A 21,507-nucleotide genomic window follows, 5' to 3' on the forward strand; every position below is an offset into this window, starting at 1 on the left:
TTGCCGATTCCGGGCTAGCTGATCCGCAACTTCGCCGTTAATGGCGCTCTTGACATGCTGGTAAAGGCCCCTTATGTTGCCGCAATATTAAAGAGATCAATATGAAAGTTTCGGCAACATCACGGGCTGAAGGGATGGCATGAGGGGCCACGTACCAACGGACACGAGCCCGGAGAGCGCGCGATGGCGGGACCCGCGGCTGTCTCCCGCCGAGCGGGCCGAGGCACTCGTCCCGCTCATGACCTTGGAGGAGAAGGTCGCCCAGCTCGTCGGGGTGTGGGCCGGCGCCGACGCATCGGGAGAGGGCGTCGCCCCGCACCAGACCGACCTGGCGGCCAGCCTCGACTGGGACACCGTCATCAGCCACGGGCTGGGCCAGCTCACCCGCCCGTACGGGACCGCGCCGGTCGATCCCGCCGCGGGGGCGCGCTCGCTGGCCGCCTCCCAGCGGCAGATCGTGGCGGCCGGCAGGTTCGGGATCCCGGCGCAGGTGCACGAGGAGTGCCTGACCGGGTTCGCCGCCTGGCGGGCGAGCGTCTATCCGGCGCCGCTGAGCTGGGGGGCGTCCTTCGACCCCGAGCTGGTCGAGGAGATGGGCGGGCGGATCGGCCGGTCCATGCGGGCCGCGGGCGTGCACCAGGGGCTGGCCCCGGTCCTGGACGTGACCAGGGACTACCGCTGGGGCCGTACCGAGGAGACGATCGGCGAGGACCCGTACCTGGTCGCGACCGTCGGCGCGGCCTACGTGCGCGGCCTGGAGACGGCGGGCGTCGTCGCCACGCTCAAGCACTTCGCCGGCTACTCCGCCTCCCGGGGCGGCCGCAACCTCGCGCCCGTGCCGATGGGCGCGAGGGAGCTGGCCGACGTCGTGCTGCCGCCGTTCGAGATGGCGTTGCGGCTCGGCGGCGCCCGCTCGGTGATGAACTCCTACAGCGAGATCGACGGCGTGCCCGTCGCCGCCGACGAGACCCTGCTGACCGGGCTGCTGCGCGAGGAGTGGGGGTTCACCGGCACGGTGGTCTCCGACTATTTCGCCATCCGGTTCCTGGAGCGCCTCCACGGCGTGGCCGGGGACGGCTCGCGGGCGGCGGCGCTGGCCCTGCGAGCCGGGATCGACGTCGAGCTGCCCACGGCCGACACCTACGCCGCCCCGCTGATCGAGGCGGTGAAGGCGGGCGAGGTGGACGAGGCGCTGATCGACCGGGCGCTGCGCCGGGTGCTGGCGCAGAAGGCCGAGCTCGGCCTGCTCGACGCGGACTGGCGGCCCCTGCCCGGCGACCCGGACGGCCTCCGCCTCGACGACGGGCCGAGCCAGGACCTCGCCCTGCGCCTGGCGCGGGAGTCCGTCGTCGTGCTCCGCAACACCGGCGCGATCCTGCCGCTGGCGACCGGCCGGCGGGTCGCCGTGGTGGGCCCGGCCGCCGACGACCCGATGGCGATGCTCGGCTGCTACACCTTCCCCGCGCACATCGGCGCGCACCCCGAGCACGGGCTCGGGCTGGAGATCCCGTCGCTGCGCGAGGCGCTCGGCCGGTTCGTCCCGGACCTGGTGTACGAGCGCGGGTGCGGCATCACCGGCGACGACACCTCGGGCATCGCGGCGGCGGCCGCCGCGGCCGCGGCCAGTGACGTGTGCGTGCTGGCCGTCGGGGACCGGGCGGGGCTGTTCGGGCGGGGCACCTCCGGCGAGGGGTGCGACGCCGCCGACCTGCGCCTGCCGGGCGTGCAGCCCGAGCTCGTCCGGGCCGTGCTCGCCACCGGCACGCCCGTGGTGCTGGTGCTGCTCGCCGGCCGCCCGTACGCGCTGGGCCCGGAGACCGAGGCCGCCGCGGCCGTCGTCTACGGCTTCTTCCCCGGTCAGCGGGGTGGCCAGGCGGTGGCGGAGGTGCTCACCGGCGCGGTCAACCCGTCGGGGCGGCTGCCGGTCAGCGTGCCCCGCGACTCCGGCGGCCTGCCGGCGACCTACCTGTCGCCGAGGCTGGGACACCGCTCCGACGTGTCGTCGGTGGACCCGACCCCGGCCTACCCCTTCGGCCACGGGCTGAGCTACACGACCTTCGAGTGGAGCGACGCCGCCGTGTCGGCCCCGGGCGGACCCGGAGCGCCGGACCCGGACGGCCAGGCCGAGGCCGCGCCCGCGTGGCCGGTGGACGGGGAGGTGAGCGTCGGCATCACGGTCCGCAACACCGGGTCGCGCCCCGGCACGGAGGTCGTCCAGCTCTACCTGCACGACCCGGTCGCGCAGACCACGCGGCCGGTGGTCCGCCTGATCGGCTACGCGCGCGTGCCCCTGGAGCCCGGCCGCTCCGCCCGCGTGACCTTCGACGTCCCGGCCGACATCACCTCCTTCACCGGCCTGCGTGGCCGCCGCGTCGTCGAGCCCGGCCCGGTAGAGCTGCGCTTCGGCCGCTCCAGCGCGGACGTGGTGGCGAGCGTGCCGCTGCGCATCGTCGGCGCCGAGCGCGAGGTCGGCCACGACCGGCGGCTGGGGCCGGTGACGCGCGTCGAGGCCGGCCCACCGGAGGAGCGGGGATGAGCACATCCAAGACGCTGGACCAGGGCCCGGCGCGGGCGCCCCGGGCCGGGCCGCGTCCCGGCCGCCGCGCCCGGCCCCGGTCCGGCGGCTGGCGCGCCACGCTGCGCCGCGACTGGCGGCTGTACTCGCTGGCGATCCTGCCGCTGCTGTTCTTCCTGATCTTCCGGTACGGGCCCATGATCGGCAACGTGATCGCCTTCCGGAAGTTCGAGCCGGGCGGCAGCCTCCTGGGCGAGGAATGGGTCGGCCTGCGGTACGTCCGGCTGTTCCTGGGCGACCCGACGTTCTGGAACGTGTTCACCAACACCCTGGTCCTCGGCGCGCTGACCCTGCTGTTCTGCTGGCCGCTGCCGATCGTGCTGGCGCTGCTCCTCAACGAGGTGCGCAGCCGGCGCCTCAAGCGCTTCCTGCAGTCGGTGTCCTACCTGCCGCACTTCCTGTCGATCGTCATCGTGGCCGGCATCGTCATGCAGATGCTGGCCATCGACGGGCCGATCAACCAGATCGTCAAGGCGTTCGGCGGGGAGCCCACGGCGTTCCTGCAGAAGCCGGAGTGGTTCCGGACGATCTTCGTCTCGTCGGAGGTCTGGCAGACCGTCGGCTGGGGCACCATCCTCTACCTGGCCGCGCTGACGACCATCGACGAGCAGCTCTACGAGGCGGCCAGGATGGACGGCGCGAGCCGGTGGCGGCAGATCTGGCACGTGACCCTGCCCGGCATCCGGCCGACGGCGATCACGCTGCTGATCCTCAACCTCGGCACATTCATGACCACGGGCTTCGAGAAGATCCTGCTGCTGTACAACCCGCTGACCTATCCGACCGCCGACGTGATCACCACGTACCTGTACCGCATGGGCGTGGAGTCCAGCAACCTCAGCTACGCGGCGGCGATCGGCCTGTTCGAGGCCCTGATCGGGGTGGTGCTGATCGTGTCGGCGAACGCCATCTCCCGGCGCACGGTGGGGGCGGGCCTGTGGTGACGCCCACCAGGAGCCGCGGCCACCGCGTGTTCCAAGTGATCAACGCCGTCATCCTGACCGGCGTCGTGATCGTGACGCTCTATCCCTTCGTCAATATCATCGCCCGCTCGTTCAGCGACGAGCGCTACATCCTGAGCGGGCAGGTCAACCTCGTTCCCCGCGGGTTCAACCTCACGACGTACCGGATCGTGATCTCCGATCCGATGTTCTGGACGAACTACGCCAACACCGTGGTGTACACCGTCGTCGCCACGGCCATCGCGATGACGCTGACGACCTGCTACGCGTACGTGCTGTCCAAGAAGCACCTCAAGGGCCGTACGGTCCTGATCTGGGTGGCCATCTTCACCATGATCTTCTCCGGTGGCCTGATCCCCCAGTACGTGCTGGTCAACGGCCTCGGCCTGACGAACTCCATCTGGGCCATCGTCCTGCCCAACGCCATCAGCGTGTTCAACCTCCTGGTCATGAAGACGTTCTTCGAGAACCTGCCGAGCGAGCTGGAGGAGGCCGCCGCCATCGACGGCCTGAACACCTACGGCATCCTGGCCCGGATCGTGCTGCCGCTGTCGAAGGCGGTCATCGCCACGATGGTGCTGTTCTACGCGGTCTCGTTCTGGAACTCGTGGTTCACGGCGTTCCTCTACCTGAACGAGGCGGAGCTGTTCCCGGTGACCATCTACCTGCGCAATCTCATCGCCGGGGCCACCGGCGCCGAATCCGCCGGCGCCATCACGGCCGAGGTGTCGCAGGCCGCCGCCAACATCCAGTCGGTGGCGATCACGCTCACCGTCCTTCCCATCCTGGCGGTCTACCCCTTCGTCCAGAGGTACTTCGTCTCCGGAGTCATGCTCGGCGCGGTCAAGGGCTAGCCCGTCCCCTCCCAGGCAAAGGAATCCCCCCATGCGCGAACTCTCACGACGTCAGGCGATCATCGGTTTGGGCGCGATCACGCTCGCGGTCGCGGGTTGCGGCGAGGGCGAGACGCCGAAGAAGGCCGCCGACATGTCAGGGAACAAGGCGGGCTCGATGGCCGGCTACGGCCTCAACCAGCAGTTCAAGGCGACCGAACCGATCTCGTTCGACGTCCTCTACAACAACCACTCGTTCTACCCGCTCAAGAACGACTGGCTGTTCTGGCAGGAGCTCACCAAGCGGACCAACGTGACGCTCAAGCCGGTGGCGGTGCCGCTGAGCGACTACGAGAAGAAGCGCGGCCTGCTGGTGGGCTCCGGCCAGGCCCCGCTCATCATCCCGAAGACCTACCACCCGCAGGAGGAGGCCTTCGTCGCCTCCGGCGCCATCCTGCCGGTCAGCGACTACCTGGACCTGATGCCGAACTTCAAGGACCAGGTCGCCAAGTGGCGCCTGGAGCCCGCGCTGGACACGCTGCGGCAGGCCGACGGCCGCTTCTACCTGCTGCCCGGGCTCCACGAGGAGATCTGGGTGGACTACACCCTGGCGGTCAGGACCGACATCATGGAGAAGCTCGGCCTGGAGACCCCCAAGACCTGGGACGACCTCTACACCGTGCTCAAGGCGATGAAGGCGGAATATCCCGACCTCTACCCGATGACCGACCGGTGGGGCGTGCCCACGCCGGGCGGCAACCTGCTCAAGCTCGTCGCCCAGGCCTACGGCGCCAAGGGCGGGTGGGAGTACCAGCACGCGACCTGGGACCCCGCCCTCGGGAAGTTCGCCTACACCGGCGCCATGCCGCAGTACAAGCAGATGATCGAATACCTGCACAAGCTGGTGAAGGAGAAGCTGCTCGACCCGGAGAGCTTCACGCAGCAGGACGAGCAGGCCAAGCAGAAGTTCAACTCCGGCAAGTCGTTCGTCATCAGCACCAACGCGCAGTCGCTGATCAACGACTACCGGCCGACGCTGTCCAAGCTCAACCCGGACGCCAAGATCGCCAAGATCCCGGTGCCGCTGGGCCCGGTGGGGGAGTACAAGATCGGCCCCCAGACCGAGAACGGCATCATGATCTCCAAGAAGGCGCTGGAGAACAAGAACTTCGTGGCGATGATGCAGTTCATCGACTGGCTCTGGTATTCGCCCGAGGGCGCCGAGTTCGCCAAGTGGGGCGTGCAGGGGACGACGTACACCAAGGATGGCTCCGGGACGTACAAGCTGGCCGACGACATCGACTTCGTCGGACTCAACCCCGGGGCGCCCAAGCACCTGCAGAAGGACTTCGGCTTCTCCAACGGCGTGTTCGCCTACGGCGGCAGCACCGAGCTGCTGAACTCCACCTTCTCCGAGGAGGAGCTGGAGTTCCAGAACGTGATGAACGCCCGCAAGCCCTGGCCCGTGGAGCCGCCGCACCCGTTCAACGAGGAGGAGCGCGAGCAGGTCACGCTGTGGGAGACGCCGCTGAAGGACTACGTCACCCAGCAGACGCTCAAGTTCATCCTCGGCGAGCGCGACCTGAGCGAGTGGGACGCTTACGTCAAGGAACTGGAGGGCAAGAACATGACCTCCTACCTGAACCTCGTCAACACCGCCTACGAGCGGTTCAAGAAGGAGCACGGATGAGCCAGGCGGGCGTGGCCGGGCGTGGGTTCGGTCGGGGGCCTCTCTCGCGGGCCTCGGCGCTGGTCTACAACCTGCTGGTCGTCGAGCTGCTGTTCCTGGCCACCACCCTGCCCGGCCTGGCCGGGCTCGTCCTGCTCGACCGGTCGGCGGGCAACATCCCGCTGGCCGCCGCCTGCGCGCTGCCCCTCGGCCCCGCGCTGTCGGCCGCCCTGTACGCCCTGCGCCGCCGCAGCCGCGACCTGGCGGACCTGCGGCCGGCGGCGGCGTTCTGGCGCGGCTACCGGGCGAACGCGCGGGGCGTGCTGAAGCTCTGGGTCCCGTGGCTGGCGGGCATGGCCGTCATCGCCACGAACCTGGCCAACCTCGGCGCCGCGGGCGTGCCCGGCTGGTGGGCGGGGCCGCTGGTCCTGGTGGCGGTGGGGGCGACCCTGTGGGCCGGCAACGCGCTGGTCATCACCTCACTGTTCGAGTTCCGGGCGGTGGACGTGGCGCGGCTGGCGGCGTACTTCCTCGGCCGCCGGCCCGCCGTCACCCTGGCCAACCTCAGCCTGCTCGTCGTGGCCGGCGGTCTCACGCTGGTGGCCACCGAGGCGGCGGTGGCGCTGCTGGCCGCCGGGTTCGCGGCGGTGCTGCTGTGGAACTCCCGCTCGCTGGCCGACGAGGTCGAGCGGGAGTTCACCGCCTGATCAGAAGATGCGCCGGCCGCAGGCGTCGGGCACCCCCGACTTGCGGAAGAAGTAGGCGTTGACCTGGTCACGCCACTCCTCGGCGGAGCGGAGCTGCTCGTCGAGCAGCTCCCGCACCCTGGCGTGCAGCGCTGGGTTCACCCGGCCCGCGGCCTCCGCCCAGCGCCGCCGGGACTCGGCCACCTCCTCGGCGCCCGCGAAGTGGGTGTCGTAGATGTGCTGGATGACGGTCGAGCCGCTGTGCAGCACGTGCCCGTAGGGAACGTGGTGGAAGAACAGCAGCAGCTCGTCGGGACAGCGCTCGACCGACTCGTAGACGTCCGACCATGGCCGCGGGTACTGGCCGGTGAAGCCGGTGCCCGAGGCGCGGGTGCGGTCCACGCCGACGCCGTCGCGGTCGGCGAAGTGGTAGGTGCCCCACGGGGTGTACTCGTAGCCGTCGACGTCGGGGCCGTAGTGGTGGCCTGGGCGGACCATGAAGCCGACGCCGAGCGGCGCGGTGTAGCGCTCGTAGGTGCGCCAGGAGCCGTCCATCAGCGCGTGCAGCGTGCCGCGCGGCGGTTCGGGCGCCGGCGCGAACGTCAGGTCGATCCACTCGTCGAGGATCGCGGCCGGGTCCAGCCGGGGGTCCCAGGCCAGGCGGCCGAAGGCGTACAGGTTGGCCTGGGCGAGCGGGTGGCCCGTCCAGTACGGGTCGTCACCCACGTTGGACACCGCGACCAGGTCGCCCGCCAGGTCCGCCACCGCTCGCCCGTCCGGCCCCCACGGCCGGAAGTCCAGCACCTCACGCCACATGGGCGCCAGGTAGCACACGTGCCGCTGCTGGCCGGTGTACTCCTGCGTCGCCTGGAACTCCACCGCCAGCCGGGTCGTGGGCATCGCCGCGATCACCGGTGACACCGGCTCGCGCGGCTGGAAGTCGATCGGCCCGTGCTTCACCTGAAGGATCATGTTGTCGCGGAAGTGGCCGTCGAGCGGCTGGAAGTGGTCGTAGGCCGCGCGGGCCCGGTCGGTCGAGCGGTCGCGCCAGTCCTGGCGGTGGTTGTAGACGAAGGCCCGCCAGTGCACCACGCCGCCGAACGGCGCCAGCGCGTCGGCGAGCACGCCGGCGCCCTCGGCGTGGGTGCGCTCGTAGGCGAACGGGCCCGGCTGGCCCTCGGAGTCGGCCTTGACCACGTAGCCGCCGAAATCGGGGATCGTCTCGTAGACCCGCTCGGTGGTGGCGGCCCACCACTCGCGCACCCGCTCGTCGAGGGGGTCGGCGGTGGGCAGCCCGCCCAGGACGACGGGGGAGGTGAAGCCGACCGACAGGTGCACGCGGATCCCGTACGGGCGCAGCTCCCCGGCGATCGCCGCGACGTCGCCGAGCCGGTCGGTCAGCAGGTGGGCCTCCGTGGCGTGCACGTTGACGTTGTTGACCGCGACCGCGTTGACCCCGCACGCGGCCAGCAGCCGCCCGTAGGCCCGCACCCGGGTCAGGTCCCCGCGCGCCGCGCCGTCCGCCCAGAAGATCGACCCGCCCGCGTAGCCCCGCTCCACCTGGCCCATCACCGGGTGCACGGCCACGTTGTCCCAGTGGTCGACCATGCGCCGTCGCATCGCGGGCCGGTGCGTCTCCGCCGGCCGCGCGGCGCCGAACGCCGCCTCGCCCAGCCGTACGAGGTGGAAGAAGCCGTGGAGCAGGCCCGCCGGGTCGTCGGCGAGCACCACCGTGACGCCGTCGTGGCGGGCCAGCACGAAGCCCTGCTCGCCGGGCTCCTCCCGGCCGGCCAGCCGGGCCGCGGCGGCGGGCAGGGGCCGGGCGGTGGAGAGCGCGAGCACCAGGTCGGCCGGCTCGTCGGTCAGGCCGCCGCCATGCCGGGCGCAGGCCCAGGAGACCTCCGCGCGCACGGTGTCGGCGAGCAGCCCGTCGCCGCACACCAGCGTGCGCCGCGAGCCGATCGCCCGGAACGCCTCGGGGGGCAGCCAGGCCGCGTGGACGCCGTTCGGCTCGGGAATGGTCACGGGACTCCTTCGGCACGCCGGTGCGGGTCAAGATCATATCGCCCGGGATGTCAGAAGGGCACGGGGTTGTAGACCTTCCCCGCCAGGGCCAGGATCTGCTCCGCGTCGTCGACCGGAGGGTGGATCCTGTTCATGATCCACCGTTTGATCTCCATGCCCTCGGCCCCGGTACGCGCCACCACACGGTCCCAGCCGCGGGTGTAGAGGGCGCCGGCCGCGCCGAGGGCCAGGTCGGTGACGTACGGGGCCGGGGTGAAGTCGATCAGCGGCAGCCCCAGGAGGTCGGCGGCGGCGTTGGGGCCGGCCGTCTTCCCCATCGGGGTCGCGTGCTGGCAGCTCTGCACCGCGTAGTGCCCGGCGTCGGCGCGGGCCGCGGCCACGTCGCCCGCGGCGAAGACGGCCCCCCGCACCCGAAGGTGGCGGTCCACGGCGAGCCGCCCGAGCCGGTCTCTCGGGGCCGGGATCTGCGCGGTGAGCGGGCTGGCCTCCAGGCCGGCCGTCCACACGATCGCGTCGGCGGTGACACGCGTGCCGTCGGACAGCTCCGCCACCCCGCCGGCGGCGGAGACCAAGGTGGTGCCGAGCCGGCGTTCGACGCCCAGCTCGTCCAGCGCCGCCTCGATGGCGGGGCGCGGCGCCTCGCCGAGGTCCGGCCCGACCACGCCGGCCCGCTCGACCAGCACCACCCGGCCCCGCCGGGCCAGCTCGCCGGTGACCTCCAGGCCGGTGAAGCCCGCGCCCACCACGACCGAGGTGACGGACTCCCGGCCTCGCAGGTGCGCGGCCAGCCGGTTGGCGCCGTCGAGGGTGTCCACGTCGTACAGTTCCTCGGCGCCCGGCAGGTCAGGGCGGACCAGGCGGCTGCCGGCGGCCAGCACCAGGCGGTCGTAGCCGGCCACGTGCCCCCCGGCGCGCACCAGGCGGGCCGCCACGTCGATCTCCTCGACGGCCGCGCGGACGTGCTCGACGCCGATCGGCTCCAGGATCCGGCTCAGCGGGACGGTCGCCCGTTCCGGCTCCGGCTCGTACATCCGGGGCCGGAGCACCATGCGCTCGTTCGGGCTGATCAGCGTGATCCGCAGGTCGGCGGGGCCGCGCACCCGCGCGGCCGCCGCGGCGCTCCACACTCCGGCGAAGCCGCCCCCGACGATCACGATCCTTGGCATGTTCCGTCTCCTTCCCCTGAGGTGCCGTACGGCAGGGAGACAAGTCAGGCGGCTCAGAGGTGACCGGGAAGTTTGTCGGGATTGGCCACCCGCAGGTACGCGGCGATCCGCCCGTCGCGCACCTCGACGGTGTCGATCCAGCACAGCCGCCCCTCGCGGTGGGTCGCGAGCCCCGGATCCCCGTTCACCTCGACCACCTCCACCCGGTCACCGGGCCGGTGGGTGCCGAACCACAGCAGCAGCCGGGCGACCCGCTCCACCCCGTGCACGGGCACCCGCGCCGCCGTGGCCTTCCCGCCGCCGTCGGCCACGTAGACGACGTCGGGATCGAGCAGGCTGACCAGGCCCGCGAGATCGCCGGCCTGGGAGGCGGCGCGGAAGGCGTACAGCACCCGCTCCCGCTCGGCCCGGCTCGCCCGCGGCGGCACCCGCGCCCCCGCCACCCGCCGCCGCGCCCTGGAGGCCAGCTTCCTGCAGGCCACCGGCGACCTGCCGAGCGCCCCCGCGATCTGCTCGAACGGCAGCTCGAACACGTCATGCAGGACGAACGCCACCCGCTCCGGCGGCGGCAGCTCCCGCATCACCAGCAACATCGCCGTGCTGACCGAGTCGTCGACCAGCACCCGCTGCGCCACGTCGGGACCGGTCATGAGCGGCTCGGGCAGCCACGGCCCGATATATCCCACCTTGCGGACCCGCGCGGAGTTGATCACGTTGTACGAGATCCGCGCCGCCACGGTCACCAGCCAGGCCCGCAGGTCCACCACCTCGGACAGGTCGGCCGACGCCGCCCGCAGCCAGACGTCCTGGAGCACGTCCTCCGCCTCGGCGACGCTCCCGAGCAGCCGGTACGCGGCCCCGAACACGGCAGGCCGGTGCAGCTCCCACTCCTCGTCGAGCCGCGCACTCCGATCGAATCCCACCATTCCAGGAAACCGCAGGCCAGAGGCGCTTCGTTCGCCGGGGGGTCGCCGGGGGGCGTACCGGGGCCGGATCCCGCGTGCCCGGTCGCCCGGCTTGACTTAGAGCGCGCTCCAAGGGCGAACCTGAAGGGCATGACGATCCAGGAGGCCGCGCAGCGCTCCGGGCTGACCGCGTACACGCTGCGTTACTACGAGCGCATCGGGCTGATCCGGCCCGTGGGCCGCGACGGCAACGGTCACCGGGACTACTCGGAGCAGGACCTCGTGTGGCTGGAGTTCCTCACCAAGCTCCGCACCACCGGCATGCCGATCGCCGACATGTGCCGGTACGCGGAGCTGATGCGCGGCGGCTCCGGCACCGCCGGGGAGCGCCTGGAGATGCTGGAGGAGCACCGCGAGCGGGTGCGGTCCAGGATCGCCGAGCTCGCCCAGGACCTGAAGGCGCTGGACCACAAGATCGACTCCTTCCGGGCGCGCGTGTGAGCGACCCCCACCGCCGAGGTGGCCGCCGGGCCCCGGCAGCGACCCCCACCGCCGGCCTTCGGCGCGTTCGCGGTAGGGACCGACGGCTTCGTCGTGGCGGGGCTCCTGAGTAGGGGCGGTTCGTTTCAGCCGGTGGGAGCTTCGGGGGTGGCGGATGTCCCGGAGATGGCGGGAGTCTCGAGGGTGGCGCTCAGGTCGGCGGCCGTGCTGAGCTCGTCGGCCAGTCTTTCGCGGTCGGCGGCCGACAGTTCCACCTCGGCCACCTCGGCCAGCAGGCGGGCCGCGAGGTCGGGCGCGCCGGTGCGGATCCGCAGCTCGGCGAGGTAGACGAGGGCGGGCAGGCGCCGGCGACCACCGGCAGCAGCGACGACGAGTGGTGGGAGCGGCGTGCCCCGCTCCTCGGCGAGCGCATGGACGGCTACCCGTGCCGACACCCCGCCCTGACCCGGCCCGGTCCACCGGATGCCCCCGCATTGGCGACCCGGGTTGCCCGCGGCGGGGCGGATGAAAATTTCACGGGAATCCGCAGGTCGGTGCTCGCCGCCGGGCGGGCGGGTTGACGGTCGTTCCTTACTCGTGCCATCAAGGCTCTGACAGGGCCGGCCACGCTTCCAATTAGGCTGACCTTCCAACAAACTCCGGTGCCCGGCACCGGTCCGACCTGTGGGAAAGCGCTTACCAAGGAGCGCAGAGGGGTAGGGAAACGGCCTTGACACTCCCATCGCGTACCAGACGGCTGCTGGTGACGGCCACGGCCATGGCGGGCGTCGCCGCCGTGCTGCCGCCCGCAGCGCAGGCGCGGGTGCTGGACAGGGACGGCCCGTGGCCGTCGAACACCGGCAGCGTGCACATCACGGAGACCCGCAACACCGGCTCGTTCTTCGACGGCGGCATGAAGCGCTACTACGGCATCGGCGACGGCGGCCAGAGCGAGAGCCAGGACCCGATGTTCGTCGTCCCCAACGGCGGCACGATCCAGAACGTCATCCTCGACGCCCCCGCCGGTGACGGCATCCACTGCCAGGGCTCGTGCACGATCCGCAACGTGTGGTGGAACGACGTGGGCGAGGACGCCGCGACGTTCATGTCCTCCAGTTCGTCGGCCACCTATCTGGTGGACGGCGGCGGCGCCAGATCCGCCTCGGACAAGGTGTTCCAGCACAACGGCGCCGGAACGGTGACCATCAGGAACTTCCAGGTGCACAACTCCGGCAAGCTCTATCGCGCCTGCGGCAACTGCTCCACCTCCTACCGGCGGAACGTGGTCATGGACGGCATCACCGCCCGTTCCACCAAGGTGCTGGCCGGGATCAACACCAACTGGGGCGACACCGCGCGCTTCAGGCAGATCGCCGTGTACGGCAGCAGTACCACCATCTGCGAGAAGTACCGAGGCGTGCCCAAGGGCAGCGAGCCGGTGAAGATCGGTTCGGGCGCGGACGGCGTCAACTGCCTCTACTCCTCCTCCGACATCACGATCCGCTGACCTGAACCCCGGCCTCGGGGAAGCACGCCCTTCCCCGAGGCCAGGAGCGCCACCGCGTCGGCGTCGTACACCTCACCGTGGGAGAGCGTCGCGGCGATCAACGACGGCATCGACCCGCCGAGCTCCAACGACACCGCCAACCGCCGCTGGGGCACCTGGCCGAACACCGGCACCCAGTGGGCCGAGCTGACCTGGACCTCGGCCCAGGCGATCAGATCCGCCGACGTCTACTTCTTCGACGACGGCGGCGGCGTCCGCGTGCCGGCCTCCTGGCGGCTGCAGCGCTGGACCGGCAGCGCCTACGCCGACATCCCCGCCACCTACCCGACCGCCGTGAACGCCTACAACCAGGTCGGTTTCTCCCAGATCAGCACCACCCGGCTGCGGATCGTCATGCAGAGCGGGCAGGGCTCGGTCGGGCTGCTGGAGGTCAGGGCGTTCGTCGCCGACCCGCCGGGCGGCACCGGCTGGAGCCCGCCCGCCACCCTGGTCAGCCCGCTCACCCAGGTCTGGCAGCACGTCGAGAACACCTATCCCAACCTGTACGGGTTCCGCAACTACGGCTGGGACCAGATCATGGCGAACGGCGGCTCGATCAACTACTGCGTCCGCTGGGACACCGGCGCCTCGGTGACGGCGGCGCAGCGGGACCAGATCCACGCCACACTGGCCCGCCAGTTCAAGAAGTGGATGGACCTCATGGCAGGCCACGACAACTGGCCGTACAGCACGGTGCCGGTCAAGGTGGTCGGCTGGGCGGTGCGGGACCGGGCCCAGCTCCAGTAGAGCGACAACTCCGTGGACATCTACGTCGGCGACATCCGCGAGAACGCGCCGCAGTGCGCCGAGCCGTGTGGCCGGTTCTTCAACCAGAGCGGCACCTACCCGAACTGCCCGGGCGGCCCGTCACACCACTACGACATGTCGTTGTGGCTGACCTCCGGCTTCGGCGGCGGCGCGGGTGGTGACTGGGGGCAGCGCATCGGCAGCGAGTACTACATGTCCAACCTCAACGCCGACAACCTGCACATCCTCCTGCACGAGATAGGCCACTCGTTCGGCCTGGACGACTTCTACGACTGGACGCCGACGGGGGTGTGCTGCTTCCTGATGAAGGCGGGCTCCGCATCGTCGATCACGGAGTTCGACGCGTGGATGTTCCGCGACTGGTGGCGCCACCTGAAGAGCCGTTACGGCCGCTGACCGCCCCCGGGTGTGCTCCACCCCGTTCACGAGCGGGGTGGAGCACGGGGCATGGCGGCTCGTTCGCGGTCAGGCCAGGATCGGCACCCGGGTCCCGGTGCGCACGGACTCCAGGGCCGCCGTCACCATGGCCAGGCTGCGGATGTTGTCGTGGCACTCGCCCTGCGGCGCCCGCCCCGAGCGCAGCCCCGTCACGAACTCCTCCAGCCCCTCGGCCAGCCCCGCGAAGCGGCTCCGCCCGGGGAACGGGTCGGCGTGCGGGGCGGGCGGGCGTACGACGTGGCCCTGGACCGCCTCGGCGGTCGGCTCGCCGTTGCCGTCCCAGCGCGCCGTGCCGTGCGAACCGGCCGCCCGCCAGCTCCCCGTCCACGACGTCGCCCCGCCGGGCGCCGACCAGCTCCCGGTGAACGTGTAGCGCAGCCCGCCGGTCATCTCGAAGATCGCGGTGGCCGAGCACGCGCCGGGATACCAGGTCCACGCCGGCCGGAACGACTCGCAGTAGACGGAGACCGGATCGGCCCCCGAGAGCGCCCGTGCCGCGTCGAACAGGTGGATGGCCATGTCCTGTAACAGCGGGTGCTCCAGCTCGTCGAGGAACGGCCGCCCACGGTAGGGCATGTAGAACTCCGACGTCAGCAGCCCGAGCGGCCCCAGCTCGGCCACCGTGCGCCGGAACGCCACCAGGGTCGGCATGAAGCGCCGGTTCTGGTTGACCGCGAACAGCCGCCGCGCCTCGTCGGCTGCCCCGACCATGGAGCGCGCCTCCTCCAGCGTGACCGACATGGGCTTCTCGCTCAGCACCGAGACCCCGCGCTTGAGCGCGGTGACCGTCACGTCGTGATGCGCCCGTGGCACCGTGCAGTTGACGATGAAGTCGGGCTCCTCACCGTCGAGCACGGCGGTGAGTGAGGAGCTGACCGGCAGGCCGTCCAGGCCGAGCTCGGCGGCGGCGTCGCGGGCCAGGTCCTCGGCCACGTCCACCCAGCCGACCAGCTCGGTGTCGGGGTGGGCGAGCAGCTCCGGCGCCCACTGGCCGCCGATGAACCCGGCGCCGACCACCACGGCGCGCAACGGCCTGTCCGCCGTGACGAGGTCGAACGCGGGGCCGGCGGGGGATGCGTGAGTGGGGGTGTCGGACGGCATGGCGGCTCCTACCACTGGATGGGGGTGTGGGCGTTCTGCAGGGGGTCGCCGGGCCGGTCGGCCGGGGCGGCCCACAGGACCGCGTTGGCCAGCACACGCCGCACGTCGGGGTGGTGGTAGATGGGGTATTCCTGGTCGCCGGGGCTGAAGTAGAAGACCCGGCCGAGGCCCCTGCGGTAGCAGCAACCGCTGCGGAACACCTCCCCGCCGCTGAAGTTGCTGATGAAGACCAGCTCGTCCGGCTCGGGGATGCCGAACGGCTCGCCGTAGGTCTCCTGGCGCTCGATGACCAGCGGCCGGGGCACGCCCCGCGCGATCGGGTGGGCGGGGGAGACCGTCCAGACCAGCTCCCGCTCGGCCGCGTCACGCCAGTTGAGCGTGCAGGTGGTGCCCATCAGCGCGCGGAAGATCTTGGAGTAGTGGCCCGAGTGGAGCACGATCAGGCCCATGCCGCCCAGGACACGGCGGCGCACCCGCTCCACGATCTTGTCGTCGACGTCCTCGTGCGCCATGTGCCCCCACCAGGTGAGCACGTCCGTCGCGGCCAGGACCTCGTCCGTGAGGCCGTGCTCGGGGTCGTCCAGCACGGCGGTGCGCACGCGTACGCGATCGCCGAGCAGCTCGGTCAGTCCCGCCGCGATGGCGCCGTGGATGCCGTCGGGGTAGCGGCGGCGCACGTCCTCCTCGCGTTGCTCGTGGTAGTTCTCGCTCCAGACAGTGACGTTGACCGCCATCCGCTTCCCTCCGGTCGTGGATCGTCAGATCACTTTCTGCCCAGACCGACGGGACCGGGAAACGGGTCACGCCGCGCGGGCGTGCCATTCGATGTGGTGGGCGTAGATCCAGCGGCTGGGGTCGTCGCCGGTGCGGGCCATGCGGCGCATCGCCCAGCTCATGATCAGGTCGCGCGGGACACTGGCCACGGGGCCCAGGGCCTTCCAGCCGCCGGTACGGTTGCCCTGCTCCACGACGCGCTCGACCCGCTCGCGCCGCGCCCGCTCGTACGCGCCGAACGCCGCCTCGATGCCGGGCCCGTCGCGCAGGCAGCGGGCCAGGACGACGGCGTCCTCGATGGCCAGAGCCGCCCCCTGCCCGATCGACGGGGCGGTGGCGTGGGCCGCGTCGCCGATGACGATCATCCGGTCGCGGTGCCAGATGGGCACGGTGGGCACGTCGTAGCTGTTCCAGCCCGGGAAGATCTCGTCGGTGGCCGCGATGAGGTCGAGCGCGGGGCCGCGGTCGCGCCGGAACAGCTCGCTCAGCCGGGTCCGCCAGTCGACGGCGGCCAGCTCGGCCGGGGTCAGCTCCGCAGGCTGGACGGGGTTGGCCGCCCACCACACCTCGCCGTCGGGGTGCGACAGGTAGGCGAGGAAACAGCGCCTGCCGAAGATCGCGTGCATGCCGGGAGCCGGGTCGTGCCGGGGGCCGGTCGGGGTGGCGCGGGCGTAGCCGCCGGTGGTGAGCAGGCCGGTGTAGCGGGCGGTGGGGGCCGCGGGGTCGATGATCCGGCGGGTGCGCGAGCGCAGGCCGTCGGCGCCGATGAGCAGGTCACCCGCGGCCGTGGTGCCGTCGGCGAAGCGCGCCACGACCCCGTCGCCGGTGACGGCGGCGTCGGCGAGCCGCTTGCCGTACTCGATGCGCACGCCCCGGGCGAGAGCCCGCTCGCGCAGGAACCGGTTGAGGTCGCCGCGCTTGACGGTCCTGCTCGTCAGGCCGTCCATGGTGTACGGCAGCTCACCGAGCCTGCGGCCGGAACCGCCGGCGAGCGTGATCTTCGGGGTCTCGACGCCGAGGCCGCCCACGTCGAGGTCCATGGCGCGTAAGGCGTCGAGGGCGTTGACCGCCAGCGTGAGGAAGGCGCCCGCCTCGTCGGCGGCCCTGTCGTGGGCCTCGTGGACGACCACGCCGATGCCCGCCTTGCGCAACGCGATGGCGCTCGACAAGCCCGCGATGCCGCCGCCTATGATCAATGCTGTGTATGGCATATACTGAGTGTATGACATACACAGGCGACGATGGCAAGCTGCCGCCCGGCCTCGGCCTGCTCTGGGAGCGGCTCGGCGGCCCCGTCCGCGAGCCCAAGGTCGGGTTGAGCGTCGACCGCATCGCGCGGGCGGCGGTGGAGCTGGCCGACGAGGGCGGGCTCGACGCGGTGTCCATGGCCAGGGTCGCCGAGCGGCTGGGGTTCACCACGATGTCGCTCTACCGGCACGTCAAGAACAAGAACGAGCTGCTGCTGCTCATGCTCGACTCCGTCACGGCCGTGCCCGCCGAGCTGGACGAGCCCTGCGACGGCTGGCGGGCCGGGCTGGAGCGCTGGAGCCGGGCGCAGTGGGCGATGCTGCGCGCCCACGCCTGGATCGTCCACCTGCCCATCGCCGGGCCGCCCATCACGCCCAACCAGCTCGCGTGGACCGACCGTGCCCTGGCGGCGCTGCGCGGCACCGGGCTGTCCGAGGCCGACAAGGCCGGGGTGGCGCTGCTCGTCGCCACCTACCTGCTCAGCACCGCCCGGCTGGGCGCGGACCTGGGCCCCGCCGCCTCGGGGGAGTCCGTGGCCGCCTACAGCGCGCTGCTCGGAGCCCTGGTGGACGCCCGGCGCTTCCCGGCCCTGCGTACGGCGGTCGACGCGGGCGCGTTCGACTACCCGGCGGACACCCCCGAGGAGGAGCGGGACCTCGGCTACCGCTTCGGCCTGGACCGCATCCTCGACGGGGTGCAGGTCCTGATCAACGCGACCGGGTGACCAGCCCGCCGAGCTCCTCCGTGGGCACCCGGTGGGTCTCCTTGGCCGTGGCCACGGCGATCGCGCTGATCGCGCACAGGATCGCGGTGAAGATGCCGACGCCGACCCAGCCCTGCAGCCCCAGCCAGCCCTGCGGGGAGACGATCCCGGCCGCCGAGGCCACGGCGAAACCGGCGATGGCGAAGCCGATCTGGGTGCCGATCGCCGTGCCCGACAGGCGTACTCGGGTGCTGAACATCTCCCCGTAGAGCGCGGGCCAGATGCCGTTCGAGGCGCTGTAGACGACGCCGAGCGTGAGCACCCCGACCACGAACACCAGCGGGTAGCTGCCCGAGTTGATCGCCGCCAGATAGGCGAAGATCATGATCGGGCTGCCGATCGCGCCCACGAGGAACACGGGTTTGCGCCCGATCCGGTCCGACAGCCTGGCCCACAGCGGGATCGCGACGAGGGCGGCGGCGTTCGCGGCGATGCTGACCCACAGCATGGTGGCGCTGTCGAGCCCGATCTCGTCGCTGGTGGCGTAGTTGAGCGCCCAGACGGTGAAGATCGTGCTGACGGTCGCGATCAGCGCCGCGCACACCACGCGTACCACGCTGCCCCAGTGCTCGCGGAAGAGGACGGCGAGCGGCATGCGCGGCACGGTGCCCCGCGCGACCTCCTCCTCGAACGCCGGGGTCTCCTCCAGCCGCCTGCGGATGATCCACCCGGCCACGGCCACCGCCACGCTCAGCCAGAACGGCACCCGCCAGCCCCAGCTCAGCAACTGCTCCTCCGGCAGCGCCGCCACCGGGATGAACACGAACGTGGCCAGGATCTGGCCGAACTGGGTGCCGTTCAGGGTGAAGCTGGTGAAGTAGCCGCGCCGGTCGGCGGGGGCGTGCTCCAGGGTCATCGAGTTGGCGCTGGCCTGCTCGCCGGCGGCCGACAGGCCCTGCAGGATGCGCAGCAGCACCAGCAGGACGGGGGCCAGGCCGCCGATCTGGTCACGGGTGGGCAGGCACCCGATGAGGAACGTGGACACGCCCATGAGGATCAGCGTGAACACCATGATCTTCTTGCGCCCGAACCTGTCGCCCACGTGGCCGAGGACGAACGCGCCCACGGGCCGGGCCGCGTAGGCGACGCCGAAGCTGGCCAGGGACTGCAGGGTCGCGGTGGCGGGGTCGGAGCCGTCGAAGAAGACCCGGCCGAAGATCAGCGCGGCGGCGCTGCCGTAGATGAAGAAGTCGTAGTACTCGAGAGCGCTGCCGATCCAGGCGGCCACGGCGGCTTTGCGGGGAGTGCCCCGGCTGGGCGAGGTGTCAGTCACGCATGGCTCCCTTGGGGGTGTGGGGGTGGTCGGCGGGGCCCCCGGCGCCGATGGTGTTACGAACTAGATAGTTAATTAACGTTGCGGCAATGCTGCAAGGCGCGCGCGGCCGGTGTCAAGAGCGGGAAGTCATTACCATGGGGCGATGACCTCGCAGCCGGCCGCCAGGGCACGCCAGCGTGACGCCGACCGCACCAGGGCGGAGATCCTCGCCGTGGCGCGGAGCGAGTTCGCCCGCAACGGCTACGCCGGGGCCAGGGTCGACGAGATCGCCGAGCTGATGCGCACCACCAAGCGCATGATCTACTACTACTTCGGCAGCAAGGAGCGGCTCTACATCGCCGTCCTGGAGAAGGCCTACGCCGAGGTGCGCGACGTCGAGCGCACGCTGGACGTGGAGCACCTGGCGCCGGTCGAGGCCATCCGCACGCTGGCCGAGCTGACCTTCGACCACCACGACGCGCACCGCGAGTTCATCAAGCTGGTCGCCATCGAGAACATCCACCAGGCCGAGCACATCCGCAAGTCCGAGGTCCTGGCCAACCTGGGCACCCCGGTCCTCGACCTCATCTCCCGCATCCTGGCGGCGGGCCGGGCCACCGGAGACTTCGTGACCGAGGCCGACGCCATCGACGTGCACATGATGATCAGCTCGTTCTGCTTCTTCCGGGTGGCCAACCAGCACACGTTCGGGGCGCTGTTCGGGCGCGACATGACGGCGGGGGAGCACCGCGCCCGGCTGCGCCGGATGGTCGGCGAGATGGCGGTGGCCTACCTGCGCGGCGCTGGCGCACGAGCCTGACCGGCCGTGCTGGACGCGAACCCGGCCCGGGCATCGCGCCGTTGAGGGGCTCCGCCAGGACGGCGGTCGTCGCGACCGGCCACCGCACGCCCGGCGGGACCTCCCGCAAGGGATCGGGAGGTGCGGCTGTGGGCGGCCGGCCCCTGTAACGACCGCGTCCAGCCGGTTCCGGAGCCGTTCGGCGTCCGGACGTTCAGGTGGATCTAGATGAGTCCCCGGCCCGCACCGGTGTGCTGGCAGGGGGTTGAGGGGCGACGCGGCCCTGGATCGAGGTCTCCCGGTGTCCATGGGCCGAGGGGGAACGTTCCGACATTGATGATCGAATCCTTGCGATTGGTACGATGCCCCTTCCAGACCCTTTGCAGCCGGGTGAAAACCCGCTGCTGGCCTCTGTCATCGCGTTCGGGGAAGAGGAAGTCGTGGGGCTGCTGCGCATCCACTTCACGGCCGACGACCTGGCGCGCACGACCATGGCCGCCGCCGCGGACCCGCTGTGGGAGGTCGTGCTCAGCCGGTTCCGGCTGCGCGACCGGGACAAGGCGCTGGCGTACCGGTCGTGGGAGCGCGGCCTGCGCAGGAGCCCCGAGCGGGTGGCCCGGATGGGGGCGGGCGTGCGCTGGCTGATGGCGCTGGCGCCGGAGGGCCCGTACTTCCCGGACTTCCTCACGCCCGAGGCCGCGCGGGACGGGCTGGAGGCCGGGCTGAGCGCGTTACGGTCCACGCCGCGCCGCAGGTTCCGGTGGGAGCTCGGCTGGCTCGCCCGCTACGCGCCGGTGGCCGGCTGGGTGGGCGGGCTGGGCGACGGCGAGGTCACGTCCGTGGAGGGGCTGGCCACGGCCCTCAGCGACTACTACGGCGCGGCCATCGCGCCGCACGGCGAGCACATCAGGGCGGCCGTCGAGGCCGACCGCGCCTGGCGCGTCGGCCACCTGCTCAGCGGGGGCGTCGAGGCTCTGCTGAACGGCCTGCGGCCGACGATGCGCTGGCGGCCGCCGGTGCTGGAGGTCGACTACACCCTGGACCGCGACCTGCATCTGCACGGGCGCGGGCTGCGGCTGGTGCCGTCCTACTTCTGCCGCCGCGTGCCGGTCGCCCTGGCCGACCCCGAACTGTCGCCGGTGCTGGTCTACCCCATCGACGCGGCGTTCCGCTGGACGCCGGGCACGCGGGCCCCCGGCTCGCTGGAGGCGCTGGTCGGCGACTCGCGCGCCGCCGTACTGCAGGCCGCCCGCGGCGGCGCCACCACCACGGAGCTGGCGCGCCGGGCGGGAGTGTCGATCGCGGCGGCCAGCAGGCACGCGAAGGTACTGCGAGAGGCGGGCCTGGTCAGGAGCGTACGCCGGGGCCCTGCGGTGCTGCACCTGCTGACACCGCTGGGCACGGGCCTGCTCGAACCGTCGTGAGACCGCCTCCCGTGAGACCTGGTGGGCCCGCTGATCGGAAGCCTGATCGAGCCGGCCGACTTCGCCCCGACCTCCACCACGTACGGCGTG

Annotated in this window: 21 protein-coding genes; 12 read left to right on the forward strand and 9 right to left on the reverse strand. The window is 71.8% G+C overall.

Translation table 11 applies throughout. The features are described from left to right. Positions 1–139: 139 nt before the first annotated feature. From BLS95_RS30915 to BLS95_RS30935, 5 genes are read left to right on the forward strand one after another with little or no spacing between them, the layout of a single operon-like run. On the forward strand, positions 140–2,536 hold the full coding sequence (locus tag BLS95_RS30915; protein ID WP_090939263.1) for a beta-xylosidase/alpha-l-arabinosidase: 2,397 nt from the start codon (positions 140–142) through the stop codon (positions 2,534–2,536). Next, entirely contained in the window at positions 2,533–3,519 is a 987-nt protein-coding gene (locus tag BLS95_RS30920) for an ABC transporter permease (protein WP_090939266.1), read from the forward strand. The genes BLS95_RS30915 and BLS95_RS30920 overlap by 4 nt, the downstream gene beginning before the upstream one ends. 26 nt (positions 3,520–3,545) lie before the next feature. Beyond that, positions 3,546–4,391 (forward strand): carbohydrate ABC transporter permease, encoded by an 846-nt coding sequence (locus BLS95_RS30925; RefSeq protein ID WP_245765386.1) that lies wholly within the window; start codon positions 3,546–3,548, stop codon positions 4,389–4,391. Between the two features lie 31 nt (positions 4,392–4,422). Then, positions 4,423–6,060: an ABC transporter substrate-binding protein gene (locus BLS95_RS30930; RefSeq protein ID WP_090939272.1), complete on the forward strand. Its 1,638-nt coding sequence runs from the start codon at positions 4,423–4,425 to the stop codon at positions 6,058–6,060. Further along, complete coding sequence (locus BLS95_RS30935) at positions 6,057–6,746, forward strand: YesL family protein (protein WP_090939275.1); 690 nt, start codon at positions 6,057–6,059, stop codon at positions 6,744–6,746. The genes BLS95_RS30930 and BLS95_RS30935 overlap by 4 nt, the downstream gene beginning before the upstream one ends. Here BLS95_RS30935 and BLS95_RS30940 read toward each other — a convergent pair whose 3' ends face one another. From BLS95_RS30940 to sigJ, 3 genes are read right to left on the reverse strand one after another with little or no spacing between them, the layout of a single operon-like run. Continuing rightward, the gene (locus BLS95_RS30940; RefSeq protein ID WP_218136063.1) at positions 6,747–8,750 is read right to left on the reverse strand and encodes an alpha-glucuronidase; all 2,004 of its coding nucleotides are present in this window, start codon (positions 8,748–8,750) and stop codon (positions 6,747–6,749) included. Positions 8,751–8,800: 50 nt separating this feature from the next. Next, the gene (locus tag BLS95_RS30945; protein ID WP_090939278.1) at positions 8,801–9,916 is read right to left on the reverse strand and encodes an NAD(P)/FAD-dependent oxidoreductase; all 1,116 of its coding nucleotides are present in this window, start codon (positions 9,914–9,916) and stop codon (positions 8,801–8,803) included. Positions 9,917–9,969: 53 nt separating this feature from the next. Next, positions 9,970–10,842 (reverse strand): RNA polymerase sigma factor SigJ, encoded by an 873-nt coding sequence (gene sigJ, locus BLS95_RS30950; RefSeq protein ID WP_090939281.1) that lies wholly within the window; start codon positions 10,840–10,842, stop codon positions 9,970–9,972. 129 nt (positions 10,843–10,971) lie between these two features. On the opposite strand from sigJ, the gene BLS95_RS30955 reads away from it, so the two are divergent. Then, positions 10,972–11,322 (forward strand): MerR family transcriptional regulator, encoded by a 351-nt coding sequence (locus BLS95_RS30955; protein ID WP_090939283.1) that lies wholly within the window; start codon positions 10,972–10,974, stop codon positions 11,320–11,322. A 125-nt stretch (positions 11,323–11,447) separates the two neighbouring features. On the opposite strand, the gene BLS95_RS30960 is transcribed toward BLS95_RS30955, so the two are convergent. Beyond that, on the reverse strand, positions 11,448–11,756 hold the full coding sequence (locus BLS95_RS30960; protein WP_090939286.1) for a hypothetical protein: 309 nt from the start codon (positions 11,754–11,756) through the stop codon (positions 11,448–11,450). Positions 11,757–12,031: 275 nt separating this feature from the next. Between BLS95_RS30960 and BLS95_RS30965 the strand changes: the two genes are divergently transcribed. Beyond that, entirely contained in the window at positions 12,032–12,808 is a 777-nt protein-coding gene (locus BLS95_RS30965) for a pectate lyase (RefSeq protein ID WP_245765387.1), read from the forward strand. Here the strand turns inward: BLS95_RS30965 and BLS95_RS55925 are convergent. Then, positions 12,778–12,981, reverse strand: a complete 204-nt coding sequence (locus BLS95_RS55925; protein ID WP_218136064.1) for a hypothetical protein — start codon at positions 12,979–12,981, stop codon at positions 12,778–12,780. The two genes, BLS95_RS30965 and BLS95_RS55925, sit on opposite strands and share 31 nt — an antisense overlap. A gap of 85 nt (positions 12,982–13,066) precedes the next feature. On the opposite strand from BLS95_RS55925, the gene BLS95_RS57065 reads away from it, so the two are divergent. Together BLS95_RS57065 and BLS95_RS57070 are read left to right on the forward strand one after the other, a co-directional pair. Further along, positions 13,067–13,594 (forward strand): hypothetical protein, encoded by a 528-nt coding sequence (locus BLS95_RS57065; RefSeq protein WP_218136065.1) that lies wholly within the window; start codon positions 13,067–13,069, stop codon positions 13,592–13,594. Positions 13,595–13,606: 12 nt separating this feature from the next. Then, positions 13,607–14,011: a hypothetical protein gene (locus BLS95_RS57070; RefSeq protein WP_218136066.1), complete on the forward strand. Its 405-nt coding sequence runs from the start codon at positions 13,607–13,609 to the stop codon at positions 14,009–14,011. 69 nt (positions 14,012–14,080) lie between these two features. Here BLS95_RS57070 and BLS95_RS30980 read toward each other — a convergent pair whose 3' ends face one another. The 3 genes from BLS95_RS30980 to BLS95_RS30990 all read right to left on the reverse strand — a co-directional run bounded on the left by BLS95_RS30980 (position 14,081) and on the right by BLS95_RS30990 (position 17,139). Further along, a complete protein-coding gene (locus BLS95_RS30980) occupies positions 14,081–15,154 on the reverse strand; it encodes a Gfo/Idh/MocA family protein (protein WP_090939292.1) in 1,074 nt (357 codons plus the stop codon). Positions 15,155–15,162: 8 nt separating this feature from the next. Continuing rightward, positions 15,163–15,888 carry a ThuA domain-containing protein gene (locus BLS95_RS30985; RefSeq protein ID WP_090939299.1) on the reverse strand — a complete coding sequence of 242 codons (726 nt, stop codon included), beginning with the start codon at positions 15,886–15,888 and terminating at the stop codon, positions 15,163–15,165. A gap of 66 nt (positions 15,889–15,954) precedes the next feature. After that, positions 15,955–17,139 carry an FAD-dependent monooxygenase gene (locus BLS95_RS30990; RefSeq protein ID WP_090939302.1) on the reverse strand — a complete coding sequence of 395 codons (1,185 nt, stop codon included), beginning with the start codon at positions 17,137–17,139 and terminating at the stop codon, positions 15,955–15,957. A gap of 11 nt (positions 17,140–17,150) precedes the next feature. Between BLS95_RS30990 and BLS95_RS30995 the strand changes: the two genes are divergently transcribed. Next, positions 17,151–17,900, forward strand: a complete 750-nt coding sequence (locus BLS95_RS30995) for a TetR/AcrR family transcriptional regulator (RefSeq protein WP_090939304.1) — start codon at positions 17,151–17,153, stop codon at positions 17,898–17,900. Here BLS95_RS30995 and BLS95_RS31000 read toward each other — a convergent pair. Then, complete coding sequence (locus tag BLS95_RS31000; protein WP_090939309.1) at positions 17,884–19,212, reverse strand: MFS transporter; 1,329 nt, start codon at positions 19,210–19,212, stop codon at positions 17,884–17,886. The two genes, BLS95_RS30995 and BLS95_RS31000, sit on opposite strands and share 17 nt — an antisense overlap. A 145-nt stretch (positions 19,213–19,357) precedes the next feature. On the opposite strand from BLS95_RS31000, the gene BLS95_RS31005 reads away from it, so the two are divergent. Both BLS95_RS31005 and BLS95_RS31010 read left to right on the forward strand, forming a co-directional pair. Then, complete coding sequence (locus BLS95_RS31005; protein ID WP_090939312.1) at positions 19,358–20,014, forward strand: TetR family transcriptional regulator; 657 nt, start codon at positions 19,358–19,360, stop codon at positions 20,012–20,014. Between the two features lie 341 nt (positions 20,015–20,355). Then, positions 20,356–21,417 carry an ArsR/SmtB family transcription factor gene (locus BLS95_RS31010; protein ID WP_245765388.1) on the forward strand — a complete coding sequence of 354 codons (1,062 nt, stop codon included), beginning with the start codon at positions 20,356–20,358 and terminating at the stop codon, positions 21,415–21,417. Positions 21,418–21,507 lie beyond the last annotated feature (90 nt).

The organism is Nonomuraea jiangxiensis (assembly GCF_900099965.1).
Classification (GTDB): domain Bacteria; phylum Actinomycetota; class Actinomycetes; order Streptosporangiales; family Streptosporangiaceae; genus Nonomuraea; species Nonomuraea jiangxiensis.